Origin of the sequence: Methanofollis tationis, from assembly GCF_013377755.1 — an archaeon.
GTDB classification, from domain to species: domain Archaea; phylum Halobacteriota; class Methanomicrobia; order Methanomicrobiales; family Methanofollaceae; genus Methanofollis; species Methanofollis tationis.
In genome coordinates this window covers 2202734-2217927 of record NZ_JABXWR010000001.1, presented here as the reverse complement: position 1 = coordinate 2217927, position 15194 = coordinate 2202734, and the positions used below count along the sequence as shown (strand labels likewise).

Below are 15194 nucleotides of genomic sequence, written 5' to 3'. Positions count from 1 at the left end.
TATCATCATCTCCGCGACCGGATCGCCTCCACCGGATCCTGCCGTGCGGCAATCAGTGCCGGGTAGAGGCCGGAGAGAACAGATAGTCCGACCGCCGCCCCTGCTCCGAAGATGAGGAGAGGCAGGGTCACCAGCGTGATGCCGGTCGTCGAGATCCCGGCAAAGCTCTCACCCAGGGCGGCGACGATGAAGGGTTTGCCGACGGCATCGATCAACCATGCGAAGGCGATCCCGAGGGCATCGCCCAGGATGCCGCCGATGAGCCCGATCACCGCGCACTCCAGGAGGATCAGGGTGAGCACCTCCCGCTGCGAGGCGCCGACCGCCATGGCGATCCCGATCTCGTGCCGCCGCTCAAAGACCGAGGTGACCATCGTGGTCATGATCATCAGGGCCCCGACGACCAGGGAGACCGCCGCAAAAAAGGCGAGCACAACGACGACCATATCCATCAGGCGGTTCACCGACTCGATCTCCTCGAACGAACCGGTCGCCGAGAGGCCGAGGCTCTCGATTCGGTCGACGAGGGGGAATACTGCGGCAGGCGTCGCCGCCCTGACCAGGAGGCCGTCATAGTGCCCCTCACGCTCCCGCACTGCGCCGACAAACGAGATATCGCCGACAACTGCAGTATCAAAGGCGTCGCCGCGCTCCCTCATCACGCCGACCGGCACCAGGACGATCTTCCGGTCCTCCGGAGAACCGGTGTCGGCGTACGCCCGCACCAGCACCGTCATCGGTTCGCCGAGGCGCACCCCCTCGTAGCGCCTGAGGGTGTCCCAGATATCAGCGCCCAGCACGACCTCGTTCGTCCCGGGAGAAAATACCCGCCCCTGTGCATATGAGGGCGAAAGGACGGCGGAGAAGCCATCTGCACCGATGCCGGTCACCGCCAGATAGGTCTGCCGTTCTGAGGCAAAACTGTCCCTCACCAGAGGTGCGGCAGCGTCGACGCCCGGCGATCCTGCGATCGCCTGGACGCGGGCCCCGGTGACGAGGTGCATCGCCTCGCCCCCTCCACCTGCAGAGACCTCGACGAGGGTGAGATCAGACTGCGCCTCGATTGCCCCGATCGCCTGCGCCCTGATCCCCTCGCCGAGGGAGACGGTCCCGATGACGGCGGCGATCCCGACGGCGATGCCGATGATGGTCAGGACAGCCCGCATCCGCTTTCTGGTCACCTGCCTGGCCGCATAGGAGAGGAAGTCGAGGAGTTTCACGCCACCACCTCCCCATCGCGCATCTCGATCGTCCGGTCGGCCTCTGCCCCGACCTCGGGGTCATGGGTGACGATGAGGAAGGTGGTGCCGCGCTCCCTGTTGATCTGGCGGAGGAGTTCGATCACGCCGGCGCTCGTCCTGGTATCCAGGTTCCCTGTCGGTTCGTCTGCCAGGATCACCGGCGGATCGGCGATGAGGGCCCGGGCGATCGCCACCCGCTGCTGCTCCCCGCCGCTCATCTGCCGCGGGTAATGGTCTGCCCGGTCGGCGAGCCCGACGTCCTCGAGGAGGGTAAGGGCCCTCCTGGTCCGCTCGCCCGGATCCTGGTAGTTGAAGAGGAGGGGGAAGGCGACGTTTTCGAGTGCCGTCAGCGAGGGGAGCAGGTTGAAGTCCTGAAAGACAAAACCGAGCGTCTGCCTCCTGAGCGCAACGAGAGCGTTTCCATCGGCATAATCGACCTCGACCCCGGCGATCCTGACCGTGCCCTCGTCCGGGCGGTCCAGACCGCCCAGGATGTTGAGGAGCGTGCTCTTCCCGCTCCCGCTCCTGCCGAAGAGAGCGACGAACTCCCCGCGGTCGACCGTCAGGTTCACGCCGCGCAGCGCCTCCACGGCCGGGGGGTAGCGCCTCCAGACGCCGCGCACCTCGATGGCACCGTTCATGATGCGTACCTCACCTCCAGGACGGCGTTGGAGAGGAGCAGATAGTCGCCGTTGTCGGTGAGTTCGGCGACATTGCCCGATGGGCGGAGCCATACCGTCACATCCCGGCGGTCGGTGCCCACCTGTCTCGCCTCGTCGGCATCCAGCACATCGGTCCAGGTCTTCCCGTTGGCCGTGGGAAAGATGATGTCCAGGATCGCCTGGATAAAGGACGGGAGGCCGGAATCGCCGCCCCTGTTGAAAGAAAGGGCGTTTTTCTCCGGAACCTCCGTGGAGGTATACCCGCCCGAAGGGGCTGCGATGAAGAGTTCTGCCGAGGCGACGCGCCCCCTATCGATCGGTTCGTCAAACGTCATGACGGCGGTCGCCATCGCGGGCGTGATGCCGTAGGCGGCATAGAGCAGGTCGGCGCCCTCCAGCACCTGGATCGTCGCTTCGGTTGCGCCCGCCTCCGTGTAGACGAGGAGGATGGCGGCGCCCTGGAGCACAAAGGTGGCATTGGTGGCGGCGGTGTTCGTTGCGGTGAGCGTGAACGGCTCCAGCCCAGAAACGCCGGTATCGAAGGCGTCTACACCGGAGAAAAAGTCATTTTTCGAGACAAAGCCCTTGGAGTCGAGATAGCGCGCGGTGGACTCGAGGGATGCGCCATCGATCGAGACGGCGATCGAGGGGTACACGGCCGCCTGCCCCTGTTTGCTCCACGACCAGTAGAGATAGAGGCGGCCAAACTCGACGGCGGCGCCGTCGGGGAGGAGGGGATCGAACCTGACGGCATAGGTTTCTCCGGGCTCAAGGGTGCCTGAATAGGTGCTGTTCCCCTGGGAGGAGAGATAGCCCCCGTGCAGGGTGCCCGCATAGACGGGGACGAGAGGCCGGTCCCCCGCATAGGTGGCGGCCGCAGGCGCCGCAAGCAGGAGAAGGAGCACCAGGAGGGCCGGACTACAGGAACGCATATTCTCCCTCCCGGATATTGTCGGCCGGGTTCTGGTCCTTCTCGCCCCGGGGGATCGATGCGACGACGCGGATGGTGTGCGTCCCCTCCGCTGCCTGTATGGGTATGTCAAGGCGCTGCACCCCCCCTGCAGCCAGTCCATCGTCAAAGGGGATCACCGTCGCCTTCTCCCCGTCGATGAACACCGAGACCGAGAACGGGGCGGCGTCGCTGCCGCCGGTGTTGCTGATGGTGACAGGGAGGGTATAGCCGGCAAGGCTGCCTGCAGCGCATGCCGGGGCGATGGTACAGGCGGCAAGGACCAGGGCGACCATGATGAAGGCGGCGATCGAACGTTTCGATCGACCTGCGGCAAGGGCGCCGATGCCCATCGCCGCAAGGGCGGCGGTGAGGGGAAGCGGCGAGGCGGTCGGGGCAGGCGCATCGCCCGAGCGCACCGGGGCCCCGACTGAGACGACGATGTCAGGGAGCGATCCCACGGTGATCGTCCGGCTCAGGGCATTGTCTCCGGCATTCCGGTCGCCGGGCGCATCCACCCGGACGCCGATCTCGTGGACGCCTTCGACCGCGGGCCATTGGGCGGTGGCGGTCTGAACGCCGCTTGCCGCAGGCGTGAGGCGATCCGTCGCCACGGGCGCGCCGTCGACGCTCCAGGTGACGGTCATCGCCGACGGTCTGGTGCCGCGGTTATCGATCCGAACCGAGAGACGGGCGGTCTCGCCGGCATAGGCGCCGCTCACCGTGAGATCGCGGAGGGAGATATCGGGTGCGGCGATGCCGTTCCGGGGGCGGAGGACGAGAGCGGCAAAGACCGGGTGGATATAATCCTCGCCCTCGGGATCAGATCCGGTCGTCGAGATCGATCCGTCGCCGTCGGTGTCCCGCCCGCGCTCGAAGGTGAGCAGGTTGTCGCCGCCGAGATATGCCGTCACGTCGAAGGTCTCGGCATCGGTGTAGCGCGTCGGAATCCCGGCGCCACCTTCGGCGTTGAAAGAGCGTTCGTCCCCGATATCACCGGCGACGCCAGCGTCATGGCCGTTGAAGACGACATAGTCGGGCTGGCCCTGGTTCGTCGCCAGCAGAACAACGGTGAGGCGTGCCTCGTCCACACGGTCGGGGACACCACCGAACGCAACAGAGGCCGAATCTTTTCTGGTCTGGAGGGTGCCGGCCCACCCTTCGCCATGGAGGTTCTCATTTCCTTCGGCGATCACATACCGCGTGAGGGGCCGCGTCCGGTCCTCCACCGCCGCAACAACGCCGGCGGCATAGATCCGGCCATCAAGCCTGTTCCCCTGCACCCCCCGGGACGTCGTGATGGTGATGGTATTCTCGCCCCTGGCAAGGAGAGGGGTGATCTCGCGGGCAATCCAGTGCACACCGTGCCCGGAAACATATACCTCTTCGCCGACATCCCCCTTTCCTCCGAGGGCGATACGTTCTGCAGCATGGCCATTCACCGCGATCTCAGCCCAGCCGGTGTACATCTCATTGCCCCCCCAGACCCCGCAGAAAGTGCGCGCGTACGAAGGGGTGGCGTTCAGGGTGAAGGTGACTGTGAGAGGCGGGTTGGAGAGACCGTACAAGCCATAGGTAACAATATCGCCGTGGATCTCTCCCTGCGCGACCACCTCGAGAGGAATCCCTTCAAAGTCATAGTGGGCCGTGACGGCCGGGATCGACAGAGCACAGACCATTATGCAGAGGAAGAGCATGCGGCACCCGGTGTAATGCATGTGGCATGATGGGCAGCATAAGGTGTTATGCATTTCGCCATTCGTAGAATAAAAAAAGATGAAGGGTTAAGAAGATCATATTTGATATTTGCACAGGATATAAGGATGAGGCGATTGGTGCTCTCATTCAGATCTGATTGGACGTGCGTTCAAAGAGCCGCATACTGCTTTTGAATGAGCCACATCCCCCCTTCTTCCAGATAGTTGTCGAGCAGTACGTTCTGGACCAGTTCCCATCCATCCAGCTCCGTGTCCTCACGTTCAGTCGGGAAATAGAGCCACATATGCTCTTTTCCGACCCTGAAGAGACAGAAACGTCGCCCTTCTTTGTAGAAGGTGATAAGACCTTTCCCGGTTCTTGAAAGCGGCGGGGTCAGGGGATCGTAGCCGATAGCGAACGAAACGTTCTCCCCGAGTGCAAGCGTCCGGTTAAGGAGCGCGGTTGCCACCTGCCGGTAGACCCTGGACTCCGGGAGGATGAGATCATGCTCGAAATCTGCCGGATCCCTGGATTGGATGCCAGCCGAATGTGCCTCATGAAAATCGAGCAGGCGCTCGATCAGATCAGATAAGGATTCGCCGCCCTTTACAAGAGCCATGAGACGCTCATATTCCGTCTCCCTCAGAGTAAGGGCCCTCATTCCCGCATTACTCCCGGGATGGAGTGTTTCAATTGTACCTGTCATGACTTCCCCCTGGCACCATACGATGCCTGATCATCCATCGCCCCGAGGTAATAAAAAAGTTTCTATTAGTATTACTATAGCAGATTATTACAAAAAAAAGATAAAATTAAATTAGTAAATTTATCCTGAATTATGCATACTTGTTTTCAGACTCCACTGATAACCCCTGTTCATACCTGACAATCGCACCTATCCCCCCGGCTGTCAGGTCGGAAATCCGGTAATACCTGCCCCCCGCATGCTCGGCGATCGTGCGGCCAAAACCCAATGAAAGCGGAACAATAGACGGGGAAGAGGTTTCTGTATCGATCACGACCGTCCTGATCCCGCGCTCGCCCAGGAGAGCAGACGCCCGCACCACCTCCTCCCTGATCGATCCGCCAGACCCGGTGTTTGGGCGGCAGTCGCTGATCAGCACGAGCAGGGGGACGAGATCGGGATTTTTCCTCTGTTCGGAAAGGAGTACCTCCAGCCCCTTCAAGAGACCCGCGGCAAGCGGCGTCCTTCCTCCGGTCGGTATCCCGGCAAGACACAGCGCGGCGCGATCGAGGGCGTGGGTCATCGGGAGAACCAGATCGGCGCCGCTCCCCCTGAAGGCCACCAGACCGACGCGGTCGCGATGGATATATGAATCAGATATCAGGGAGAGAACGGCGCCCTTCGCACTCTCCATCCGTCGCTCGGTTCCCATCGATCCGCTTGCATCCACGACAAAGAGCGCACCCACCGGGGCGCTCCCGCGCCTGACCTTCTGCCGCAGGTCCCCGGGCTCGACCGCAAGGGCGAGGGCGCCCCGGTCTCGCCGGCGCTGGTGCGGCGCCGCCGCCCGCACCGTCCCCACAAGGTCCAGATCCTCCCTCCCCTGACGGACCGAGACCGACCGGCCGCCTCTCCGTGTCATCACGGGTTTGCGCCGGCCTGACGCCTTCCTGATCACACGGTCGGGCTCTGCCGGCCTGATCGCGCCGGGGTCTACGGCATCTCCTGGCGAGAAGACCTGCTCCCTCTCCTTCCCTGTGCGACCGGACGTGCCGTCTCCATCACTCCCCCCTGAGGAAGGGCTGTCATCTGGTTCGTTATCGCCGCCCCCGTCTTCACGGATATCGTCGCCACCGATGAGGGAGTCCAGTGTTTCGGGATCGAGTTTCGGCTCCTCGAAGGGACGTTTTCGCATCCGGTGCGGGATGGCGAGGGCCATCGCCCGCTTCACGTCCTCCGCCAGGACTTCGTCCCGTCCTTCGAGGGCCGCGATCGTTCGCGCCGTTCTGATCACCGTCAGTTCGGCCCGGTGCGTCATGACCCCGAGAGAGAGGCACGCCGCAACGACCTGCCTGGTCAGGTCGCGGCCGATGGTCACGCCGGGAAGCAGGGCACGGGCACGGACCACTGCCCTGCGGAGGCGCTCCTGCTCGGGCTCCCACACCTCCAGAAAACGATCAGGATCCGCCTCAAAGGCGCCGACCGTCTCGACGACCCGCATCCTCTCCTCGAGATCGGTGATGCCGCCGACCGTCACCTGGAGGCCAAAGCGGTCGAGGAGTTGCGGGCGGAGTTCTCCTTCTTCAGGATTCATCGTCCCGATCAGGATGAACCGCGCCGGGTGGGCGAGGGAGATCCCCTCGCGCTCGACGATATTGATGCCGGTCACGGCGGCGTCGAGGAGGATGTCCACGACATGATCGTCAAGGAGGTTCACCTCGTCGATGTACAGGATCCCCCGGTTTGCGGCGGCGAGAACACCGGGTTCAAGGGCACAGATCCCCTCCCTGATCGCCCGCTCCACGTCCACCGTCCCGACGACGCGGTCCTCGGTCGAGCCGAGGGGGAGGGTGACGACACGGACGCGCCGCCGATCGCGCTCGAGGATCCCGCCCTGCTCATAGCGTTCCCGGCAGCGGTCGCACTGCAATTCGGGATCGTCAGGGCTGCAGCCGAAAGAGCAGCCTGAAACGACCTCGATCTCCGGGAGCAGGTCAGCAAGCGCCCGCGCTGCCGTCGATTTTGCAGTGCCCTTCTCCCCCCTGATCAGCACGCCGCCGATGGCAGGGTTCACGGCGTTGAGAAGGAGGGCGAGTTTCATCTCGTCCTGCCCGATGATCGCAGAGAAAGGGAGAGTCTTCCGTTTCAGAGGGTTATTTCCAGTCATTTTTTTCTCCATTCGTCAAGGTCGGCGAGGGAGATTGCATGGATCGCGCCGCCCTGCACCTCCCCGCCGCTTCCCATCGAGTCCTCCATCCAGCCTTCCGCCTCAAGGTATGCCTCTTTCAGCCCGTCGATCACGTCGCCGTCAGGCTTCCAGAGGCCGCGCCCGTAGGCCTCAAGAAGCCGCCGCCCGATCTCTTCGAACGCCCAGGGATTTTCCTCCTCAAAGAACCGCTTCATGTCCGGATCGAGTACGAACGTGCGCGTGATCTCGTCAAAGATCCGGTCGTCGACCTCGCCGGTCGTCGCTTCCCAACCATAGACCGTGCCGACGCGGCGGGCGATGTCCCCGGCCCCCTTGTAGCCGTGGCGCCGCATCCCCTCGATCCACTTCGGGTTGAGGAGTTTTGTCCTGGTGACCCGCCTGACCTCGTCGGCCAGGCTCCGGATCGCCACGCGGTCGGCGTCACGGGTATCGCCGTAATATGCCGGCACATCCCTCCCGCCGATGGCGCGGGCTGCCGCGGTCAGGCCGCCATGGGTCCCGAAGTAGCAGCAGCAGCCGAGGAGATCGTACTCGTCCGTTGCGGTCTTGTTGAATGTCATGGCGACGGAAGAAAGCTGGCTGGACAGCCCTTCTTCAGAGGCGGCGCCGTAGCGTCCCCGCCCGTAGGCATAGCCATTCCATCGCAGAAAGACATCCGCAATCTCGGCCTCGTCCTTCCACGCCGAGGCATATACCGCAAGCGAGACCCCGTTGCCATAGGTCCCGGGCCTGCTCCCGAAGATGCGGTCGGTGCTTCCCGATGCACGGGTATGTTTGCGCACGTAGTTCGTATCGAGCGGTTCGTCGAGATCTGCGACGGCCCGGATGGCGTCGTCGATCAGCTCGATGCAGGAGTAGAAGTTGTCCCGGAGAATCCCGCTGGTCCGGATCGTCACGTCGATGCGCGGCCGGCCCAGGTCCTCGACCTGGACGATCCTGAAGGACCGCACTCTCCCCTCCTGCCAGACCGGTTCGCACCCGATCAGGGCGAGCACCTGGGCGCACTGTTCGCCGTCGGCCCACATGATGTCAGAGGCCATCCAGTACATGGCGACGTTCTCGGGATACGCCCCCTCCTCCTCCAGGTACCGGGCAAGGAGGAGGTCGGCAAGCCGTGATCCGACCCGCCATGCCGCCGGCGTCGGGACACGGAAGGGATCGAGCGAGTAGAAGTTCCGGCCGGTGGGCAGGACCTCAGGGCGCCCCCGCGTGACAAGACCAGAGGGGCCGGGACTGACAAAACCGCCGTCCAGCCCGTGGAGGAGGCTCCCGATCTCATCTGAGGCATCGATCCGGGACGAGAGGTCGCGGACCGTTTCCACGACCGCATCAAGGGAAACATCGGTATTTTTCAGCCTATCGCCAAGCGCGATCCGCGCCGCTTCGACCGGGCCATCCCCATCGAGAAGGGCGGCGACGAAGTTCAGGGACGCAACGTCGAGATCACGGCGGACAGGGGTATCGGCGGTTTCGGGATCGACGCCGGCCATCAGAGAGACCGCCGCCAGGAGGTCACCACCGTGGCGCATGATGGCGGCGATGTACGACGCCTTCTCCCTGCCCGCCGGCATCTCGCCGAAGATGTGCATCCCGTCCGGGATCCTGGTGTCGTAGGTGGCCGTCAGGAGGTCTTCGGCTGCGGCGACAATATCCTCAAAGGGGCAATCTCCCATCTTCCCCCCGGAACACCCGATCTCTTCGGCCAGGCCGGAGGAGGTGATCAACTCCCTGATCGTATGGGTGAGGGCATGGGCACGGGCGCCGTCGCTCCCCTCCGCCCTCCGGTAATCGGCGATCTGGATCTCCAGTTCTTTCAGCGGCCCGTAAAGCCCGCTTTCCACCATCGCCGCCTGGGCATGGTCGACGAGGGTGGCGCAGGCCCGCCTCTTTGCGGCCGTTCCTTCGGGCGGGTTGTCGGCGTTGTAGATGTAAAGGTGCGGCACCCGCCCGATGGCGATGTCCGGATAGCACGAGCAGGAGGGTGCGACGCTCTTTCCAGGAAGGAACTCGAGGTTGCCGTGGGTGCCGACGTGGACGATGGCATCGGCGCCGAACTCTTCTTCGAGCCACCGGTAGGTGGCGAGGTACTGGTGCGTGGGCGGGATCTCAGGATCGTGCAGGATGCGGCAGACGGTGCCGTCGCACCGGCTTCCGGCGCAGCCGCGCTTGGGCTGGACGCAGACGACGGCGTTTCCAAAGCGCACGCCAGTGACGACGATCCGCCCCTCGTGGACCATGGCGGGCGGCACGCCCTCTTTTCCGCCCGGGGGTTCGCCCCAGGCGTCGTTGACCGCCTGCCTGACGTCGTCCGGCAGGGTGGAAAACCAGCGCATGTACCGCTCCACCTCGATCAGGTCGAGCGCACCTCCCTTCTCCACGATCTCGCCAACCGCCGTCCACCTGAACTCGGCAATCGCCTTGCGATCGAGGATCGTCCGGATCAGGTCTTCTCCGTCGGCCGGGGGAGTAACTGCATAGCCGGCAGCGGCCATTGCCCTGAGGACTCGCGCCACGCTCTCCAGGGTATCGAGATGGGCGCCGGCCCCGACGCCTCCCTCGACCGAACTGCAGGGCTTGTTATGGAGGATGAACCCTACCTTCCGTTCAGACGGCGGTGTGCTCCTGAGCCGCATCCAGGCCCTGAGGCGGTCGGCAACGCGCTGGATCCGGTCAGGGAGGGGAAAGTGAACACCTGTTTCCCCGGCAACAGCAACCCCCACCGGAAGCATCTCGATCATCCCCTGGAACTCAGGGAGGGCGACGCACCATCCCACTTCGTCGCTCCCCATGCCGTCCCTGGACGAAAGCCACTCCTCTTCGGTGGTGTGATACAGGATCAGGGGATGGACGACCGGGCAGTCGAGGGCAGCGAGGCGCGCCATATAGGCATCTGCATCGGAGGCATGGATGAACGACCTGGCCTCGACAAGTGCGTCGATGCCGCCTCCAAAATACCTCTCAATGACCGCTGCTGATGAGAGGGCGCCGGTCTCCTGGTCGCCGGTCCCAAAGCAGAAGACCGGCACGATGTCGCAGTCCTGTTCGAACTCCCGGATCAGGGCGTCGACCACGGCCGTATCCCCGGTGAGCCAGGCGGTCCTGGAAAAGAGCAGGCCGACCGACCGGAGGTGCCGGCGCGGTCGCCATGCACGGTAGTCGCCGGTCGACGTGAACGGGGTCTGGGCGTCCGGGTGGTAGATCCCCTCCCAGAGGGTCGGCTGCGGTGGTCCGTAGGGACGATCGATTCCGAGCAGTTCATGCACCGCATATGCGAGCATATTCCTGATATTTTCCCGCCCGCCAAAGAGATAGTATACGTTCAGCGTGGCGACGACTCCGAGCGGGGCGGTCGAAGCGTCCCAGAAGGCGTCGTTATAGCCGAAGGTTGCCACAGTAGCCCCCGCGGAGATGCCATCCATCACCTCATCCCACCAGGGTTCGCTCGAGGGATGGACGAGCACAAGATCAGCCTTGCAAAGGGTGCGCCCGCATTCCTCCCTCAGCAAAGGACGCTCTTTGAGATCATGAACGGCCCACACCCTCAGTTCCAGTCCAAGTTCAGCTGCTGCCTCCTGAAAGAGAGGGAGTTCATTCCCCCATGCCATTACCGCAACCGTACCATTCGTCATAATCCGATCTCACGCAGATCCGTTGCACCAGCGACGCCGCCTGTCGGGCACGGATTCACACTAAAAAGGATTCAATATGTTAAATGTATTACCTATTTCAAAAAAGTATTACTCATCGGACTTGAAAATCACACGACGAGAGGAGAGAGAGGCAGCACCGCCCTTACATCAGGTTCGAAAAAATATGAGCGGCCATGACCCAGGCACCTCAGAGATCGAACCGGCACACCGTATCCCGGTCAGGCAGGACGGTGACGTCATCGCGAGTCTGCGACGTACCCCCGAAGAGTACTTTGAGATCATAGGTTCCGATCCGCATGTACCTGAAAGTATGCGGGGTCACCTTGCCGGTATCCTTCCCGTGCAGATAGATCATCGCACCTTCAGATTTGCTGGTGATTGTCAGGGATCCGTACGGGTAACTCTCCAGGACAAAGGAGAGGGCGGCGTCTTCGAGAGGGGTGAGATCGTCTGTGAGGAGAACCCGCTGCTCGGTGGAGATGTAACCAGGAGAGGATACGGAGATCAGATGCGGACCGTCCGAGAGGTGCTCAATCGTGTAGGGCGTCGCATAACCGGTGTCAAAACCGTCGACAAAGATCCCGGCGCCTGCTGGGCTGGATGTCACCCTGACCGAGGCGGTGGCCGGGGCCGGATCGCCGAGCACATATTCCGCCTCACAATCGATAAAGTCAGATATTGTAAAGGAGTAGTATCCAGTATCGTCGTGAACAGAGACGAATGAAGAGACACCCCATACCTCGACCGTCGCCGGAATCTTCTGGTTAAAGCGCTTTCCGTTCACCGACACCTCGGCCTTATCGAATCTTTCGGACTTCAGAGTCACCGAACGAGGATAGCACTGCTCCTGGTTGAAAACAACGCGGGTCACCATGCCCGACTCGACAAGGCATTTTTTCGTCGAAACGGAAAAGTCGACCCAGCCATTCTTCACGCTCACCGTATGGATACCGGGTTTGATGCCGGAGACTACCTGGGGCGTCTTCCACTGGAGCGTCCTGCCGTCGATCACGATCGTCGCACCGTCGGGCTTTGAGTCGACGAAGATGCTCCCGGTGCCGTCATAGGCCTCGATCTCAACAAGACCGTCTGAAAGGGTGTGCGATCCGGTCGAGAGATCGACCGTGAGGGTCTGTTCGCCTGAGAGGGAAAGGGGCTTATCAAAGCGGGCAGACGATCCGTCAGGAGAGAGGGAGACGGTGTGGGTACCTGAAGACAGAGCGGAAAGGGTTGCGGGTGTCGTCCTCCCGGTGTACTTGCCGTCGAGGGAGATCAGGGCGCCGGCGGGTTCGGAGAGAATGGCCAGGTCCGCTGTTGTCGGGGATGAGTCATCTTCACCGGTCTCCGGGACGGTTTCGACCTCGGGCGACCGGGTGTCGTCAGACATCGGGGGCGCCTCCTCCGGTTCTGCCGGGGTTTCCTCGACGCGTGCGCCGAAAATTCCGAAAATGCCCGACCAAAGGGATGCGATCCAGTTGTCCTCCGCAATGGGGGACTGGATTTCTGGGGAGACGTTGCCGCCAATCGTTTCGCCGGATCCGGCAGCGGCGCCAGGGACCAGGAGGAAGATCAGCAGGATACCTATGACCGGAAAAAAGAGTCGATCGCAGAGGCCATGTACATAGTTCATCATATCATCTCCGTGTGATGGAAGGGTCTTTTTTGTATCTCTGAAGAATGTGCCAACAGTATTATTACTGATATATAAATCATTCTGCATACGTTGCCACGAGTGAACAGACAGGGAAACCGGTGCAGGGGAGGGGCCCTGGCTCATAACGGCACCGCTCAGAAAACAGCGATCACGATCAGGATCGTGATCACCTTCGCCGCCATGCTCGCCAGGTAGGTCTTTGCAATAATTCCCGGCGCTTCTCTCCCGAAGAGGGAGAGGTACAATGGGGCCGAGTACTTGATGTAGATCATCGTGATCACCACCATCGATCCGGCGATCAGGGTGATCAGCGCCTGCTCTGTCGAAAGGACTCCTGCCGTCATGAGCGACCCCACCACGGCGTAACCAGCCGAGAAGTGGAGGGCCTGCGCAACGATCGCCGCAATGCTCTCACCGGGAACATCGATAAACCCGAGGAACGGCGCAAATAGAGCGGCGACCACGTCAACCACGCCCATCGCATAGAGAGCGAAGAACAGAAGGGTGGCGACGACGGTGATCGGGACGACGCGTTTGAGAGAGGAAACGGCCTTTACAGCCCCGGCTCTCAGGGTCCTGCGGTCGAAGTTAATCTGGGACGGTTCTCCCTCTTCTCGAAGAGCGCCGGGAGTTTTCCCCCTGAACACTTTGAGCCATATTACCGCTCCGGCAGTCTGGATGAGGGTGGAAAGAAGGTTCAGGCCCGTATAGATCCCGCCGATCACCGGGCCGAGAAGAACGACTGCAGTCGGGAGCTGGACCCGGAAGAGCGATTCGCCAAGGACAGCCGGAAAGGTGCCCATCAGGAGGGTCGGGACCACTTCGTCCCGCCCGACGCGGCCGTCGTGATAGAAGGCGGCGAGCATGGATTTTCCGGCGGTTGCGTCGGCGACCATGGCGACGAGGGCGAGGGACGAGCCTGAGGAGATCCCGGATACCCGGGAGATCGGATAGGAGAGGAACCGAAGCCGCGAGATGACGCCGGTCTCGGTGATGACGTTTGCGAGGACGATCCCGATGGTGATGAGGGCGACCGCCCTTACAAGATAGCCTGCTGCCGCCATTGCCGAGAGGGCGTCGGTCAATCTCACCGTCCCCGCCGGTAGCGCCCCATCGCCGCCACAAAGGCGTCGGCGAAGTCACCGGTCAGATAGGCGTGGCTGTAGCCGCCGAGGGTCGCATGCTCGGAGAGACCGTCTTTTCCGTCCACGATCCCCTTCCCCCGCCCGAGGTTCAGGGCGAAGCGGGCGTCGGCGGCGGTCTCGACCGAGGAGTAGTGGAACTCATGCCCCCTGAAGGAGAGGCCGGTCGGAAGGAGCGGCGATGCCCCCGTGCTCCGGGCGTCCACGTAGCCGAGTGCCTGGAAGCGCCCGTGCATACCGGCCTCGCCGGGCAGGACGCCGGCCATCCGGTAGTCTCCGTCCTCACAGGAGAGGTGCTCGCAGAGGTAGAGAAGGCCGCCGCACTCGGCATAGACCGGCAGTCCGTCCGCGGCGGCCGCCCTGATCTCGCGGGTGCAGGGGGAGTGGGAGAGCGCCCCGGCATGGAGTTCGGGATAGCCCCCGCCGAGATAGAGGCCGTCGACGTCGGGAAGAGCGTCGGTGAGAGGCGAGAAGGGGACGATCTCTGCCCCGGCCCGACCGAGGAGGTCGAGGTTGTCCTGGTAATAGAAGCAGAAGGCGGTGTCGAGGGCGACGCCGAGGCGGACGGAAGGCTGCTGCTCCTGCCGCACCGGCGCGAGGGCAGCGGACGGCGACGACGATGCCGATCCGATCAGGGCATCGAGGTCGCAGTGCTCGGCACAGACCTCCCCGAAGGCGGCCATGCTCGCCTCGCCGGCCATTGCAAGCCCGAGGTGGCGGCTTCCGACGCTCTTATCCCGCTCGGTCGGCACCCACCCGAGGGCAGGAATGGAGAGATATTTTTCGATCATCTGCCGGTGCCGCGGGCTCCCGACGCGGTTGAAGATCACCCCGGCAAAGCGGACGGCCGGGTCGAAGGCAGTGTAGCCCCCGACGAGCGCATGGGCGCTCCTCGACATCCCCTTGATGTCGGCGACAAGGACCACCGGGGCGTCCAGGATCTTTGCCACATGCGCCGTGCTCCCGGTCTCCTCGCCCTCAAGACCATCGTACATCCCCATCACGCCTTCGACGACGGCGATGTCCGCACCTGCCGAGGCCGAGATGAAGGTCCTGACCACGCCGTCTGTACCCATCATATAGGGATCGAGGTTTCTCGACGGGCGGCCGCAGATGGCGGTGTGATGGGAAGGATCGATGAAGTCGGGACCGACCTTGAAGGGCTGGACGACAAGACCCCGCGCCCGCAGCGCCGCCATGACGCCGCTGGCGATGGTGGTCTTGCCGCAGCCCGAGTGGGTGCCTGCGATGACGATTGCCGGGATCATCGGTCGAGTGTTGGTTGGCAGAATGGATGAAGATTG

10 protein-coding genes are annotated in these 15194 nt (G+C 63.0%); all 10 read right to left on the bottom strand.

Annotated elements, in window-relative coordinates:
* Positions 1–5: 5 nt before the first annotated feature.
* The 10 genes from HWN36_RS11565 to HWN36_RS11520 all read right to left on the bottom strand — a co-directional run bounded on the left by HWN36_RS11565 (position 6) and on the right by HWN36_RS11520 (position 15158).
* Positions 6–1220, bottom strand: coding sequence for an ABC transporter permease (locus HWN36_RS11565; protein WP_176789525.1), 1215 nt, complete (start codon positions 1218–1220; stop codon positions 6–8).
* Positions 1217–1882: an ABC transporter ATP-binding protein gene (locus tag HWN36_RS11560; RefSeq protein ID WP_176789524.1), complete on the bottom strand. Its 666-nt coding sequence runs from the start codon at positions 1880–1882 to the stop codon at positions 1217–1219. Before HWN36_RS11560 ends, HWN36_RS11565 begins: the two co-directional genes overlap by 4 nt.
* A complete protein-coding gene (locus HWN36_RS11555; protein ID WP_176789523.1) occupies positions 1879–2835 on the bottom strand; it encodes a DUF3344 domain-containing protein in 957 nt (318 codons plus the stop codon). The genes HWN36_RS11560 and HWN36_RS11555 overlap by 4 nt, the downstream gene beginning before the upstream one ends.
* Positions 2822–4570: a DUF3344 domain-containing protein gene (locus tag HWN36_RS11550; RefSeq protein ID WP_176789522.1), complete on the bottom strand. Its 1749-nt coding sequence runs from the start codon at positions 4568–4570 to the stop codon at positions 2822–2824. The genes HWN36_RS11555 and HWN36_RS11550 overlap by 14 nt, the downstream gene beginning before the upstream one ends.
* A gap of 149 nt (positions 4571–4719) precedes the next feature.
* The gene (locus HWN36_RS11545) at positions 4720–5256 is read right to left on the bottom strand and encodes a hypothetical protein (protein ID WP_176789521.1); all 537 of its coding nucleotides are present in this window, start codon (positions 5254–5256) and stop codon (positions 4720–4722) included.
* A gap of 130 nt (positions 5257–5386) precedes the next feature.
* Entirely contained in the window at positions 5387–7402 is a 2016-nt protein-coding gene (locus HWN36_RS11540) for a magnesium chelatase subunit D family protein (protein WP_176789520.1), read from the bottom strand.
* Positions 7399–11073, bottom strand: a complete 3675-nt coding sequence (locus tag HWN36_RS11535) for a cobaltochelatase subunit CobN (protein WP_246269910.1) — start codon at positions 11071–11073, stop codon at positions 7399–7401. The genes HWN36_RS11540 and HWN36_RS11535 overlap by 4 nt, the downstream gene beginning before the upstream one ends.
* 208 nt (positions 11074–11281) lie before the next feature.
* The gene (locus HWN36_RS11530) at positions 11282–12481 is read right to left on the bottom strand and encodes a PEGA domain-containing protein (RefSeq protein ID WP_176789519.1); all 1200 of its coding nucleotides are present in this window, start codon (positions 12479–12481) and stop codon (positions 11282–11284) included.
* Between the two features lie 401 nt (positions 12482–12882).
* Positions 12883–13839, bottom strand: a complete 957-nt coding sequence (locus HWN36_RS11525; protein WP_343044984.1) for a nucleoside recognition domain-containing protein — start codon at positions 13837–13839, stop codon at positions 12883–12885.
* Complete coding sequence (locus HWN36_RS11520; RefSeq protein ID WP_176789518.1) at positions 13836–15158, bottom strand: cobyrinate a,c-diamide synthase; 1323 nt, start codon at positions 15156–15158, stop codon at positions 13836–13838. The genes HWN36_RS11525 and HWN36_RS11520 overlap by 4 nt, the downstream gene beginning before the upstream one ends.
* Positions 15159–15194: the final 36 nt, after the last annotated feature.

Coding starts and splice junctions, on each gene's coding strand:
- HWN36_RS11560 (WP_176789524.1), bottom strand. CDS start 1,882: ATGAACGGTGCCATCGAGGTGCGCGGCGTCTGGAGGCGCTACCCCCCG.
- HWN36_RS11555 (WP_176789523.1), bottom strand. CDS start 2,835: ATGCGTTCCTGTAGTCCGGCCCTCCTGGTGCTCCTTCTCCTGCTTGCG.
- HWN36_RS11550 (WP_176789522.1), bottom strand. CDS start 4,570: ATGCATTACACCGGGTGCCGCATGCTCTTCCTCTGCATAATGGTCTGT.
- HWN36_RS11545 (WP_176789521.1), bottom strand. CDS start 5,256: ATGACAGGTACAATTGAAACACTCCATCCCGGGAGTAATGCGGGAATG.
- HWN36_RS11540 (WP_176789520.1), bottom strand. CDS start 7,402: ATGACTGGAAATAACCCTCTGAAACGGAAGACTCTCCCTTTCTCTGCG.
- HWN36_RS11535 (WP_246269910.1), bottom strand. CDS start 11,073: ATGACGAATGGTACGGTTGCGGTAATGGCATGGGGGAATGAACTCCCT.
- HWN36_RS11530 (WP_176789519.1), bottom strand. CDS start 12,481: ATGTCTGACGACACCCGGTCGCCCGAGGTCGAAACCGTCCCGGAGACC.
- HWN36_RS11520 (WP_176789518.1), bottom strand. CDS start 15,158: ATGATCCCGGCAATCGTCATCGCAGGCACCCACTCGGGCTGCGGCAAG.